The organism is Rhodococcus cerastii, assembly GCF_033042195.1.
Taxonomy (GTDB): Bacteria; Actinomycetota; Actinomycetes; order Mycobacteriales; family Mycobacteriaceae; genus Rhodococcoides.
The window spans coordinates 366,516-378,980 of record NZ_JAWLKF010000003.1; the positions used below are offsets into that span (position 1 = coordinate 366,516).

Here is a 12,465-nt window from a genome sequence, read left to right on the forward strand (position 1 = left end):
GCCGCATCGCCGAAACCGACAGGTTTCCCCTGTCAGTCGCGCTGCCCCGGCAGCATCCCACGTCGGATTCGCTCGGTGATGTCACGGCGCAGGTACAGCAGATACAGCCACACGGCGATGAAGATCAGGCCGACGATGCCGATGGACAGATGGAACACCGTTCCGAACAGAACGAACACCTGCAGAATCAGATTGAACTTCATCGCCCAGGGCTCACCCTGCTTGCCGGCGCCTGCGATCATCGCGACCGCGAGGAGAACGATGTACGTGGTCGAAAACCACGTTGCACCGCCGCCCACGACGGCCACCACAGGCAGCGAGAGCAGAACGACGATGGCTTCGAGTACCAACGTTCCTGCACAGACACCGCGGAACCCCTTCCACGGATCGTTCGTGGGTGGTCTGAACTCTGTCTCGCTCACGCGGGGTCCTTTCCGAACAGAGTGCGGGCTGCACCGACGGTCACCACGGATCCGGTCACCACGACTCCGGCACCGGACACGGCCTCACCCGGCTCGGCAACTTCCTCGGCCAACCCGATCGCCGTTTCCAGCGCATCGGGCAGGGTCGACGCCACCACGACGCGTTCGTCGCCGAATTTGGCCACCGCGATGTCGGCCAACGCGTCCACGTCCATCGCCCGCGCTGACCCGTTGTGGGTGACGACGATGTCGTCGAACACCGGCTCCAGCGCGTCGAGGATTGCACCGACATCCTTGTCCGCCATGACACTGACGACGCCGACGAGTTTGCGGAAATCGAATTCGTCGGTGAGGGCAGCGGCGAGCGCTGCTGCCCCGTGCGGGTTGTGCGCGGCATCGAGAAACACCGTCGGGGCGTTGCGCACCCGCTCGAGTCGACCCGGATTGACCATCGTTGCGAACGCGCCGCGCACGGTGTCCTGATCGAGTTGACGATCCGGACCCGCACCGAAGAAGGCCTCCACCGCCGCGAGTGCGAGTGAGGCATTGTGCGCCTGATGCTCGCCGTGCAGGGGAAGGAAGACGTCGGTGTACACCCCGCCGAGCCCCTGCAGTTCCAGTTGCTGGCCTCCCACGGCGATCTGCCTGCCGAGGACGGTGAATTCCGATCCGGCTCGGGCCACCGCAGCGTCCGCCTGTACCGCCGCCCTCAGCAGGACCTCGGACACCTCGGGCTGCTGCTTCGCCAGAATCGCGACGGTATCGCGCGGCACCAGCGATTCCGGTGCCTTCTTGATGATCCCCGCCTTCTCTCCCGCGATCGTCGCGAGATCGTCGCCGAGGAACTCGACGTGATCGAGGCCGATCGGGGTGATGACGGCAACCTCGCCGTCGACGACGTTGGTGGCGTCCCAACGCCCGCCGAGTCCGACCTCGATGACGGCAACCTCGACCGGGGCCTCGGCGAACGCCGCGAACGCCATGGCCGTGACCACCTCGAACTTGCTCATGCGGGGTCCGCCCGCAGCCTCGGACTGCGCGTCGATCATGTCCACGAACGGAGCGATCTCGTTGTAGGTGTCGACGTAGAGCCGCGGCGAGATGGGCCGGCCGTCGATGCTGATCCGCTCGGTCGCCATCTGCAGGTGCGGACTTGTGGTGCGGCCTGTGCGCCGATGGAACGCGGTGAGGAGCGCATCGATCATGCGGGTCACCGAGGTCTTGCCGTTCGTGCCCGCGACGTGAATCGACGGGTACGCCCTCTGCGGCGAGCCGAGCAGGTCCATCAGCGCCGAGATCCGAGCCGTCGACGGCTCGATCTTCGTTTCGGGCCAACGCTTGTCGAGCTCGGCCTCCACGAGTGCGAGCTCGGCCAGATCGACCGGGCTCGGCGGAGGCAGGGGCAGGGCCTCGTCGGATTCGGTCACTTAGGTTCCCATCGATTCGAGCCGCGCCGTGATGCGGGCGATCTCTTCGCCTGCGATCGTCTGGCGTGTTCTGATCTTGTCCACCACCGCATCCGGTGCCTTCGCGAGAAACGCTTCGTTGCCGAGCTTGCCGGTGGTCTGCGCAAGTTCCTTCTCCGCAGCCGCGAGATCCTTCACCAGTCGGGCCCGCTCGGCGACCAGGTCGACGGTGCCCGAGGTGTCGAGTTCGACGACCACGGTGGCCTTGCTCAGACGCACCTCGACCGACGCCGTCGCCGCGAAGTCCTCGGCCGGCTCGGTCAGTCGAGCCAGTGCGGTGACCGCCGAAATCTGCCCGTCCAGATCCGATTCGGAGACTCCGACGATGCGGGCTGCCACCTTCTGGGACGGCTTGAGTCCCTGATCACTGCGGAACCGGCGAATTTCGGTGATGAGTCGTTGCATGTCTTCGATGCGCTGTGCGGCAACAGAATCCAGCGAATCGGTGGAGGCAGTGGGCCACGCGGCGATCACCAGCGACTCGCCGCCGGTGAGCACCTTCCACAGCGTTTCGGTGACGAACGGAATCACCGGATGCAGCAATCGCAACAAGGCGTCGAGAACGTTGCCGAGTACCCCGCGCGTGGTGACGGCGATGGCGTCGTCGGCGAACTGCACCTTGGCGATCTCGAGGTACCAGTCGCAGACCTCGTCCCAGGCGAAGTGATAGAGCGCCTCGCAGGCCTTGCTGAACTCGTAACGGTCGAACGCCGAATCCACCTCTGCCCGAACCTGTTCGAGTCGGTCGAGGATCCAACGGTCGGCGTCGGTCAGCTCGGACCGCGACGGGAGATCTGCCGGTGCCGCGCCGTTCATCAACGCGAACTTCGTTGCGTTGAACAGCTTGTTGGCGAAGTTGCGCGAGGACTGCGCGTGATCCTCGCCGACCGACATGTCGGCACCGGGGTTCGCGCCGCGAGCGAGCGTGAAGCGCAGCGCGTCGGCACCGAAACGATCGACCCAGTCGAGAGGATCGATGCCGTTACCTCGCGACTTCGACATCTTCTTGCCGAACTGGTCCCGAATCAGGCCGTGCAGAAACACATCTCGGAACGGAACCTGCGGCCCCTGCTTGCCTGCGGTGATCGCGTCGTCCGCTCCGACGTAGGTGCCGAACATCATCATGCGGGCGACCCAGAAGAACAGGATGTCGTATCCGGTCACGAGAACACCGGTGGGATAGAACTTCTCGAGATCGGCCGTGGCGTCGGGCCACCCCATCGTCGAGAAGGGCCACAGCCCGGACGAGAACCAGGTGTCGAGGACGTCGGGATCCTGCTCCCAGCCCTCGGGTGGCGTCTCCCCCGGTCCGAGGCAGACGGTCTCGCCGTCGGGTCCGTACCAGATCGGAATCCGATGACCCCACCACAGCTGACGCGAGATGCACCAGTCGTGCATGTTGTCGACCCAGGCGAACCAGCGCGGTTCCTGACTCTTGGGATGAATGACGGTGTCGCCGTTACGCACTGCGTCACCGGCCGCCTTCGCCAGGGTGTCGACCTTGACCCACCACTGCAGCGACAGACGTGGCTCGATCGGCTCGCCGCTGCGCTCGGAGTGGCCGACGCTGTGCAGGTAGGGGCGCTTCTCGGCGACGACGCGGCCCTGCTCGGCGAGTGCTTCACGCACCTTCACCCGCGCCTCGAAGCGATCCATACCGTCGAATTGCGTTCCGGTATCGGTGATCCGGCCTGCCTTGTCCATGATCGAGGGCATCGGCAACGAGTGCCGCACGCCCATCTCGAAGTCGTTGGGATCGTGTGCCGGGGTGATCTTCACTGCGCCGGTGCCGAACTCGGGGTCCACGTAGTCGTCGGCGATGATCGGGATCTGCCGTCCGGTGAACGGGTGCTCGAGGGTGGTGCCGACGAGAGCCTTGTACCGTTCGTCGTCGGGGTGGACCGCGACTGCGGTGTCGCCGAGCATCGTTTCGACTCGGGTGGTCGCGACGATGACGTGTGGCTCGGCATCGTCGAGCGAGCCGTATCGCAGCGACACCAGTTCGCCGTCGACGTCCTCGAACTTGACCTCGATGTCGGAGATGGCGGTCTGCAGCACCGGCGACCAGTTGACCAGTCGCTCGGCGCGGTAGATCAAACCGTCGTCGAACATCCGCTTGAACATGGTCTGGACGGCCTCGGACAGGCCGTCGTCCATGGTGAAACGCTCTCGACTCCAGTCGACACCGTCGCCGATGCGTCGCATCTGCCCACCGATGGTTCCGCCGGATTCACGCTTCCAGTCCCAGACCTTGTCGATGAACGCCTCGCGTCCGAACTCTTCCTTGGTCTTTCCGTCGGCGGCGAGTTGTTTCTCCACGACGGTCTGCGTGGCGATACCCGCGTGGTCCATGCCCGGCAACCACAGCACCTCGTACCCGAGCATCCGCTTGCGACGACTGAGCGCGTCCATCAGCGTGTGGTCGAGAGCGTGGCCCATGTGCAGGCTGCCGGTGACGTTGGGCGGGGGCAGCACTATGGAATAGGGCGGCTTGCCGCTGGTCGCGTCGGCTTCGAAGTACCCGGCGTCGACCCAGGACCGGTACAGCTCCGCCTCGACCGCACTGGGATCCCAGCTCTTGGGCAGGTCGATCGAATCGGCGGGGTTCTCTGAGTGCTCTGGCGCTGAACTGGTCACCGGTCGATTCTAGTGGCCGAGGATTCGGGGCATCGACACCCTCTCGCCCAGCACGTGCTGGGCCAGGAATGCCAGCACCACCTCGTACCAGACCTTGGCGTGCTGAGGACTCAGAATCCAATGGTTTTCGGCCGGGAAGTAGAGAAAACGATGCTCGGTGTTGCCCTCGTCGTCGGCGGGCAGGCCGGATTCGCTGAGCAGTTCGTACCACAGCCGTAGGCCCTCGCCGATGGGCACGCGATAGTCCTTGTCGCCGTGGATCACCAGCATCGGCGTCGCGATGTCCGCGACGAACAGGTGTGGGGAGTTCTCGACCGCCATCTCCGGAGACATTTCCCGCGCCCAGTACCACGGCGCATCGGTCGTCGGGCCGAATTGATCGAGCGCCCAGAGGCTCGCATGGGTGACGATGGCGTCGAACCGATCGGTGTGTCCGGCGATCCAGTTGGCCATGTAGCCGCCGAAAGATCCGCCCATCGCCGCGGTGCGGGTCTCGTCGATCTCGGGTAGCGCGACCGCGACGTCGGTCAACGCCATCAGATCGGTGAACGGAGCTTTGCCCCACGCTCCCCAGCCGCGCTGTACGAACTCTTGGCCGTACCCGGTGGACAGCGCCGGGTCCGGCAGCAGCACGGCGTACCCGCGCGCGACCATCAGCCACGGATTCCACCGCCACGACCAGGTGTTCCACGAGCCGAGCGGGCCACCGTGCACCCACAGCAGCAGAGGTGCGGGTGCCGCGTCCGAGGCACCCTCGGGCAGTGCAAGCCAGCCGCGCACCCGAGCACCGTCGTCGACGACGGTGTCGATCTCGGTGAGAGTTCCGGGCACCGGACAGCGGTCGACGGAGGTGTCGAGGTCGTCGACGGTGCCGTCGGACAGGTCGATCGAGACCGGATGCGGGGCGGCCAGATACGACGCGGCGAGGGCCAGCACCCTGGTTCCGTCCGAGGACACGTGGACGTGGGTGTACGCGTCGTTCGTGTTCGTCAGCCGACGCGGCTCCGCGCCCTCACGCACGACGAAGATCGGGGACCGGCCGTCGTCGTCCGCGGTGACCAGTACCCCCGACCCGTCCGGCAGCCACACCGGGTCGATCGGCCACCGATCCCAGCCGGGAGCGAGATCGACGACCGAAGCAGACTCGAAATCGTAGCGCTGCAGCGTCATTCGAGGCGCGTCCTCGGGAGTGGAGAGCGATTCACGCACGAACACCACGGACGCTCCGTCCGGCGAGATCGCAGGTGCGCCCAGGTCGGCATCGACGTCGTCGACGATCGTCGTACGCTCCCCCGTCGCGGTGTCGATACGCACCAGCACCGTCCGCACGGTCGCCAGAGCGCCGGGGACGGACCAGGTGGACACGACGAACGAACCGTCGGCACCGACATCGAAGGCCGCTTCGTGCAACGCTCCGGCCGCATCCGACGTCAGATCGCGCAGTCCGGTCGAACCGTCCGACGATCCCGCGAACAGGTGCGGCGTCGCAGGCCCCAGATCGTGATCCCAGAAACGCACCGGAACTCCGGTGTGCAGAATTGCATCCACCTTGTTCGCCTTGCGCTCGGTGCGCAGGGCGTCGTCGTCCTCATCGGTGCTCGACGATCCGAACACCGGCGAGAGCCCGACGAGCCCGAATCCGGAACGGGCGGTCACGACCTCGCTCAGACCGGCGGACCTGGTCTCGAGAACGCGCGCCTCACCGCCCGAGGCAGGCAGAATCCACAGCCGAGCCGGATCGTCCTTGCTCGATGTGCGAGAGAACAACAGATCGCCCGCTGAGGTGAACACCGGAGCACTTTCACCCCACTCGCCGTGGGTGATCCGCCGGGCGGGCGAACCGCCGTCGACATCGATCTCCCACAACGACGTTCGGTACTCGGTCCGCGAATCGTCCAGTGCGGCAACCACGACCACCGCCCGCGAGAAATCGTGCGATGCCGCCAGGCCCGTGACCCTACGGGCTCCGATGTACTCGTCGACGTCGTCGTACACACTCATCCATCGAGCCTAGCTTTACTGGTCGCCCTCAGTCCTCGCCGAGGTCCTCACGCAGCTGAGCGAGCGTGCGAGCCAGGATTCGCGAGACGTGCATCTGCGAAATCCCCACCTTCTCCGCGATCTGAGTCTGGGTCATCGACCCGAAGAATCGGAGCACGACGATTCGACGCTCACGCTCGGGCAACTTCTCGAGTGCAGGCCGCACCGCGAGGTAGCTCTCCATCTTCTCGAGTTCGGGATCATCGGCACCGAGGGTGTCCATCAGCGGCAACCGATCCTCGCTGACCACCGAGTCGACCGAAACGGTCTGATACGCGCTGCGCGCAAGCAAAGCCTGCGAGGCTTCCTTGACGTCGATCCCCAGCTCGGCCGCGATCTCGCTGGCGGTCGGAGCTCGGCCGAGCTTCTGCGACAGCGATCCCACAGCCTGGGAGATCATCGAGTTCAGTTCCTTCATGCGCCGCGGCACTCGAACCGACCATCCGGCGTCGCGGAAGTAGCGGCGAGCTTCGCCCATGATCGTGGGCACCGCGAACGACACGAAATCCGAACCGCGTTCTATGTCGAATCGGTCGACCGCGTTCACCAGACCGAGACGTGAGACCTGCAGCAGGTCCTCGTGTGCTTCGCCGCGGCCGCCGAAGCGGCGTGCGATGTGTTCTGCGAGAGGCAGGCAGCGGGTGATGATGCGATCGCGCAGCACTCGGCGCTGCGGTGAATTCTCGTCGAGCGCCTGCATCTGCTGGATCAGTGCGACAACGTCGCTGTAATCGTCGGACTCTCGCCGTGTGCTTCGTTCGTGCGGCACAGGCACTAGACCTTGCTCCTCCGCTTGACCACGTCGATCGCGACCGTGTGACCGGCCTCGCCCTCGACGGCGTCGTCGGCGCGCAACTCGATGGCGTCGGTCAGCGTCTGCAACACGTGCCAGCCGAAACTGTCCTTCTTCGGCACGGATGTGGAGGTCAACGTGGAGGTGACGACGATCCGGATTCCGGAGTCGCTCACCGCGAAGGTGCACGAGAGCTCTGCATCGGTGACCGAGCCCTTGATCAACTGCGAACACACCTCGTCCACGACCAACTTGACGTCGGCGATGTCGTCGAGCGTGAAGTCGCTGAGCACTGCGAGTGTTTCGGCGACTGCACGGACCACCGGAAGCTGGTCGGCCTCGGCGCGCACCCTCAGCTCGACCGGTGCACCGGAACCTCGCTCCAGTTCTTCGATCTTGCTGACCCCAGCCATCCGCACTTCCTATCGTCGCCGAGCAGTCGTTTTACCGTTCGCCGACCCAGACTACCCAGCGCGGCGTGTTTCAATCCTGGCAGTCGAGCAACCGGACCCGCCCGTCGTTCGGATCGGAGCGGTGGCCGGTGAACGAAGGCCCGGCCGGCATGACGCGGGCGCGGCGAACTGGCACGATCATCGGTGTGGACTACTCGCAGGCACTTCGCTCTCTCGCCCGACGTCTCGGCACATCGACCTCGTACCGAGGCTGGGACGACACCGAACACGAAGTGAGCGACGACACCCTGCGTCAGGTGCTCGCCGCGCGCGGCTACGCGACCGAATCGACCGAGGACGTCGACCGAGCTCTGGCCGACATCGAGAACGCGCCGTGGCGGCGCCTGCTTCCGCCGGTGGTGGTGGCCACACAGGGCACCGACGCCGTGGTGTGGGTCCATGTGCCACACGGCAATCCGGTCGAGGTCTCGATGGTCTCCGAGGACGGCGAGACCATCGAGGTGACCCAGGCCGACATCTGGGTCGATCCCCGTGAGGTCGACGGCCGCCTCATCGGTCGTGCCACGTTCGTCGTTCCGAGCAGTGCACCGCTCGGTTGGCACAGCCTGACCGCGACGACGATCAGCGAGGACAACACGGTCCGGACGTCGGACACGGTCGTGGTCGTCACTCCGAAGTCGTTGTCACCCAACGCAGAACTGGCAGATCGGCAGCGGACGGGCTTGCTCACCCAGCTGTATTCGGTGCGATCGAGACTATCATGGGGAATCGGTGATCTCGGTGATCTCGAGGACATGGCCGACATCGTCGGCCGCGAGCACGGCTTCGACTATCTCCTCGTCAATCCGCTGCACGCCGACCGACCCACCACACCGGTCGAGGCGTCGCCCTATCTGCCGACCACCCGCCGGTTCTTCAACTCGCTCTACATCCGAGTGGAGAACATTCGTGAAACCGCGCTGCTGTCACCGGAACAGTTCGGCAAGGTCCGGAAAGCGGCGAAGCGGTTCGACAAGGCCAACAAGCGAACCGGAAAGCTGAACAGAGACTCGACCTTCACGGCGAAACTGCGTGCCCTGGAACGTGTTCACAAGGTGGAACGGAGCCCGGCGCGCGAATCCGCATTCCGCGCGTTCGTCGAACGCGAGGGTTCCGGACTGCGCGATTTCGCGGTGTGGAGCGCCCTGGCGGAGAAGTTCGGACCCGAGAATTCGGCCTGGACCGACAAGGCAGCACACCCGCGGACCGACTTCGTGCTCGAACAGCGCACCAAGCTCGCCGAGCGCATCGACTTCCACATGTGGCTGCAGTGGATCTGCGACGAGCAGTTGGCCGCCGCGCAACGCTCGGCACTCGATGCTGGGATGGACATCGGGATCATGCACGACCTCGCCGTGGGCGTGGCGCGCGGCGGAGCCGACGCCTGGGCGCTCGGTGACGTATTGGCGTCGGGAGTCACGGTGGGCGCGCCGCCGGACAACTTCAACCAGCAGGGCCAGAACTGGAACCAACCCCCGTGGGATCCGGACCGACTACGCGAACTGGCGTACGTCCCCTATCGAGACATGCTGCGCACGATCCTTCGTCATGCCGGCGGTATCCGCGTCGACCACATCCTGGGTCTGTTCCGCCTGTGGTGGATTCCGCAGGAGGCCGAGAATGCCGGCGGCGGAACGTATGTCGAGTACGACCACGAGGCGCTGATCGGTATCCTGGCCCTCGAGGCCGAGCGGGCAGGCGCGGTGGTGGTCGGCGAGGATCTGGGTGTCTTCGAGCCGATGGTGCAGGAGTACCTCACCGAGCGCGGCATCTTCGGCACCTCGATCCTGTGGTTCGAAGCGGACGAATCCGGGCCCATTGCACCCGAGGACTACCGCACCCTGTGCCTGACGTCGGTGACCACACACGATCTGCCCCCGACGGCCGGATACCTCGAGGGTGAACACATAGACCTGCGGTCCCGTCTCGGCCTGCTCGAACGAGACATCGAGGCCGAGAAGGACATCGACGCAGCCAAGCGCGAGGCAGTTCTCGACCTGGCGCGCGAGCGCGGATTGCTCGGTGCCGACGCCGACAACCACGAGACGGTGGAAGCTCTGCATCGCCTCGTCCAGCGCAGCCCGTCCCTGCTGATCGGTGTCGCTCTCGTCGACGCCGTCGGCGAACACCGAATTCAGAACCAGCCCGGTACCGACGAAACCCAGTACGAGAACTGGAAGATCCCGTTGGCCGACGCGAAAGGCAAGCGTGTGCTCGTCGACGACCTCGTCGATCACCCGCGCCTGGTCTCGTTGGTGAGCGCAATGGCCGACCGAGTCGACGGCCGAACAACACCGGGGTCCACAATCGAAGAATGAGTCACCCACGTCACCGCGAATCCGGCCGATACTGATGGGCCGCATCACCACCCGCAGGCCCGTTGTCCGACTCCGAGGTGAGCACCGCGTCGAACGTCCGGACACTCTCGTGGTGGAGGAGCCGCTCGAGTTGCGGGTGAACGGCGCAGCGCTGGCCGTCACCATGCGCACTCCCGGCCACGACGTCGAGCTCGTTCACGGCTTCCTGCTGACCGAGGGTGTGATCGCCTCGGGAGCCGACATCGCAGCGGCTCGCTACTGCGACGGAGTCGACGACGAGGGCGCGAACACCTACAACGTCCTCGATGTCACCCTGGCCGCGGGAGTCGCTCCGCCCGAGACCGGCGTCGAACGCAACTTCTACACGACGTCCTCGTGTGGGGTGTGCGGCAAGGGATCGTTGGACGCGATTCGCTTGCGCACCAAGCATTCCCCCGTGGCCGATTCCGTCGTCGTGACGTCGGACACGCTCACCGGGTTACCCGACACGTTGCGGGCTGCGCAGAAGGTCTTCGATGCGACCGGCGGCCTGCACGCCGCCGCCCTGTTCACTGCGGACGGCGAGATGCTCGTCCTACGTGAGGATGTCGGACGCCACAATGCCGTCGACAAGGTCGTCGGCTGGGCGGTGACCAACGATCGAATTCCCCTGCAGGGCACGGTGCTGATGGTCAGCGGCCGCGCCTCGTTCGAGTTGGCCCAGAAGGCGGTGATGTCCGGAATACCGATTCTCGCGGCGGTTTCGGCTCCGTCCTCGCTGGCGGTCGACCTCGCGACCGAATCCGGTCTGACGGTCATCGGCTTCCTCCGCGGCCGGTCGATGAACATCTACTCCCACGCCGACCGCGTTCTCGTCTCAGACGGTAGTGCCTGAGTCGTTCCGCAGGCTCCACTCCTGACCGACGTCGACCAGTAGTTCGGCCGCGGTCGCGTTTCTGACCTCGTCCACGGACACACCCGGTGCGGTCTCGACGAGACGGAGACCGTTCTCGGTGACGTCGAGAACGGCCATGTCCGAGATGATCCTGTGTACGCAGCCCTTACCGGTCAGCGGCAGGGTGCACTGCTCCAGAATCTTCGGCTCGCCCTTGCGGGAGACGTGCTCCATCATCACGATGACGCGTCGCGCTCCGTGCACCAGATCCATCGCGCCACCCATGCCCTTGACCATGTGCCCGGGAATCATCCAGTTCGCCAGATCGCCGGTGGCACTGACCTGCATCGCCCCCAGAACGGCGACGTCGACCTGGCCGCCGCGGATCATTCCGAACGACTGCGCGGAATCGAAGTAGGACGCACCGGGAAGGACCGTGATGGTCTCCTTGCCCGCGTTGATGATCTCGGCGTCGAGTTCGTCCTCGGTGGGATACGGTCCGACGCCGAGCACTCCGTTCTCCGAATGCAGGATCACCGAGACGTCGTTGGGGATGTAGTTGGGCACGAGGGTCGGCATACCGATGCCGAGATTGACGTACTGACCGTCGCCGAGTTCCTGTGCCACCCGTGCCGCCATCTGTTCGCGGGTCATCTTCTCGCTCATGCTCGTACCGTCCTCTGCTCGATGCCGACCTCGACCGGTCCGACGTGGACCACCCGCTGTACGTGAATACCCGAGGTGTGCACCTCGTCGGGTCCGATCTCACCCGGCTCGACGAGATGCTCGACCTGCGCGATGGTGATGCGCCCCGACTCCGCCGCGGGCGGATTGAAGTTTCGCGCACTGGCGTGGAACACCAGGTTCCCGTGACGGTCCCCCTTCCACGCGTGCACGAGCGCATAATCTGCGACGATCCCGCGCTCCATCACGTAGGTGACGCCGTCGAACTCGCGTGTCTCCTTCGGCGGACTTGCCAGTGCGATTCCGCCGCTACCGTCGTAGCGCAGCGGCAATCCCCCGTCGGCGACCTGGGTGCCGACGCCTGCGGGGGTGAAGAACGCGGGGATCCCGGCGCCGCCTGCGCGCAGCCGCTCGGCGAGCGTGCCCTGCGGAGTGAGCTCGACTTCGAGTTCTCCGGACAGGTACTGCCGTGCGAATTCCTTGTTCGAGCCCACGTAGGAGCTGATGGTTCTCCGAATGCGGTGCTGCAGCAACAGAACGCCGAGACCGAAGCCATCGGTTCCGCAGTTGTTGCTGATGGTCTCCAGATCTGTCGCACCCTGCGCGAGCACAGCGTCGATCAGTATTTCCGGCACTCCGACCAATCCGAATCCCCCGACGGCGATCGAGGACCCATCAGGGATGTCCGCTACGGCTTCGGTGGCGCTGGCCACGACTTTGTCCAACATGAGATGCACGCTACAGCATTCTGTGCGGAATATGAACAGTTTGCCACAATG

At 65.3% G+C, this 12,465-nt stretch carries 10 protein-coding genes; 2 read left to right on the plus strand and 8 right to left on the minus strand.

Annotated elements, in window-relative coordinates:
* Positions 1 to 32: 32 nt before the first annotated feature.
* The 6 genes from R3P93_RS08590 to R3P93_RS08615 are packed head-to-tail and all read right to left on the minus strand — an operon-like array spanning position 33 to position 7,771.
* Positions 33 to 422, minus strand: coding sequence for a DUF4233 domain-containing protein (locus R3P93_RS08590; RefSeq protein ID WP_094670662.1), 390 nt, complete (start codon positions 420 to 422; stop codon positions 33 to 35).
* Positions 419 to 1,849, minus strand: a complete 1,431-nt coding sequence (gene folC, locus R3P93_RS08595) for a bifunctional tetrahydrofolate synthase/dihydrofolate synthase (protein ID WP_149406234.1) — start codon at positions 1,847 to 1,849, stop codon at positions 419 to 421. The genes R3P93_RS08590 and folC overlap by 4 nt, the downstream gene beginning before the upstream one ends.
* Entirely contained in the window at positions 1,850 to 4,525 is a 2,676-nt protein-coding gene (locus tag R3P93_RS08600) for a valine--tRNA ligase (RefSeq protein ID WP_317532790.1), read from the minus strand.
* 9 nt (positions 4,526 to 4,534) lie between these two features.
* The gene (locus tag R3P93_RS08605) at positions 4,535 to 6,526 is read right to left on the minus strand and encodes a prolyl oligopeptidase family serine peptidase (protein WP_317532791.1); all 1,992 of its coding nucleotides are present in this window, start codon (positions 6,524 to 6,526) and stop codon (positions 4,535 to 4,537) included.
* 28 nt (positions 6,527 to 6,554) lie between these two features.
* Positions 6,555 to 7,340, minus strand: a complete 786-nt coding sequence (locus R3P93_RS08610) for a SigB/SigF/SigG family RNA polymerase sigma factor (RefSeq protein WP_037193137.1) — start codon at positions 7,338 to 7,340, stop codon at positions 6,555 to 6,557.
* Positions 7,340 to 7,771: an ATP-binding protein gene (locus R3P93_RS08615; protein ID WP_149406237.1), complete on the minus strand. Its 432-nt coding sequence runs from the start codon at positions 7,769 to 7,771 to the stop codon at positions 7,340 to 7,342. Before R3P93_RS08615 ends, R3P93_RS08610 begins: the two co-directional genes overlap by 1 nt.
* Positions 7,772 to 7,920: 149 nt before the next feature.
* On the opposite strand from R3P93_RS08615, the gene malQ reads away from it, so the two are divergent.
* Both malQ and fdhD read left to right on the plus strand, forming a co-directional pair.
* Positions 7,921 to 10,128, plus strand: coding sequence for a 4-alpha-glucanotransferase (gene malQ, locus R3P93_RS08620; RefSeq protein ID WP_317532874.1), 2,208 nt, complete (start codon positions 7,921 to 7,923; stop codon positions 10,126 to 10,128).
* A gap of 34 nt (positions 10,129 to 10,162) precedes the next feature.
* Positions 10,163 to 11,002: a formate dehydrogenase accessory sulfurtransferase FdhD gene (fdhD, locus tag R3P93_RS08625; RefSeq protein ID WP_149406238.1), complete on the plus strand. Its 840-nt coding sequence runs from the start codon at positions 10,163 to 10,165 to the stop codon at positions 11,000 to 11,002.
* Here the strand turns inward: fdhD and R3P93_RS08630 are convergent.
* Together R3P93_RS08630 and R3P93_RS08635 are read right to left on the minus strand one after the other, a co-directional pair.
* Entirely contained in the window at positions 10,985 to 11,668 is a 684-nt protein-coding gene (locus R3P93_RS08630) for a CoA transferase subunit B (RefSeq protein WP_317532792.1), read from the minus strand. The genes fdhD and R3P93_RS08630 overlap by 18 nt on opposite strands.
* A complete protein-coding gene (locus R3P93_RS08635) occupies positions 11,665 to 12,414 on the minus strand; it encodes a CoA transferase subunit A (RefSeq protein ID WP_317532793.1) in 750 nt (249 codons plus the stop codon). Before R3P93_RS08635 ends, R3P93_RS08630 begins: the two co-directional genes overlap by 4 nt.
* Positions 12,415 to 12,465 lie beyond the last annotated feature (51 nt).

Bases quoted from the DNA above. Each gene is read 5' to 3' on its own strand.
- R3P93_RS08605 (WP_317532791.1), bottom strand. From the start codon at position 6,526: ATGAGTGTGTACGACGACGTCGACGAGTACATCGGAGCCCGTAGGGTC.
- R3P93_RS08615 (WP_149406237.1), bottom strand. From the start codon at position 7,771: ATGGCTGGGGTCAGCAAGATCGAAGAACTGGAGCGAGGTTCCGGTGCA.
- malQ (WP_317532874.1), top strand. From the start codon at position 7,921: ATGACGCGGGCGCGGCGAACTGGCACGATCATCGGTGTGGACTACTCG.
- fdhD (WP_149406238.1), top strand. From the start codon at position 10,163: ATGGGCCGCATCACCACCCGCAGGCCCGTTGTCCGACTCCGAGGTGAG.
- R3P93_RS08630 (WP_317532792.1), bottom strand. From the start codon at position 11,668: ATGAGCGAGAAGATGACCCGCGAACAGATGGCGGCACGGGTGGCACAG.
- R3P93_RS08635 (WP_317532793.1), bottom strand. From the start codon at position 12,414: ATGTTGGACAAAGTCGTGGCCAGCGCCACCGAAGCCGTAGCGGACATC.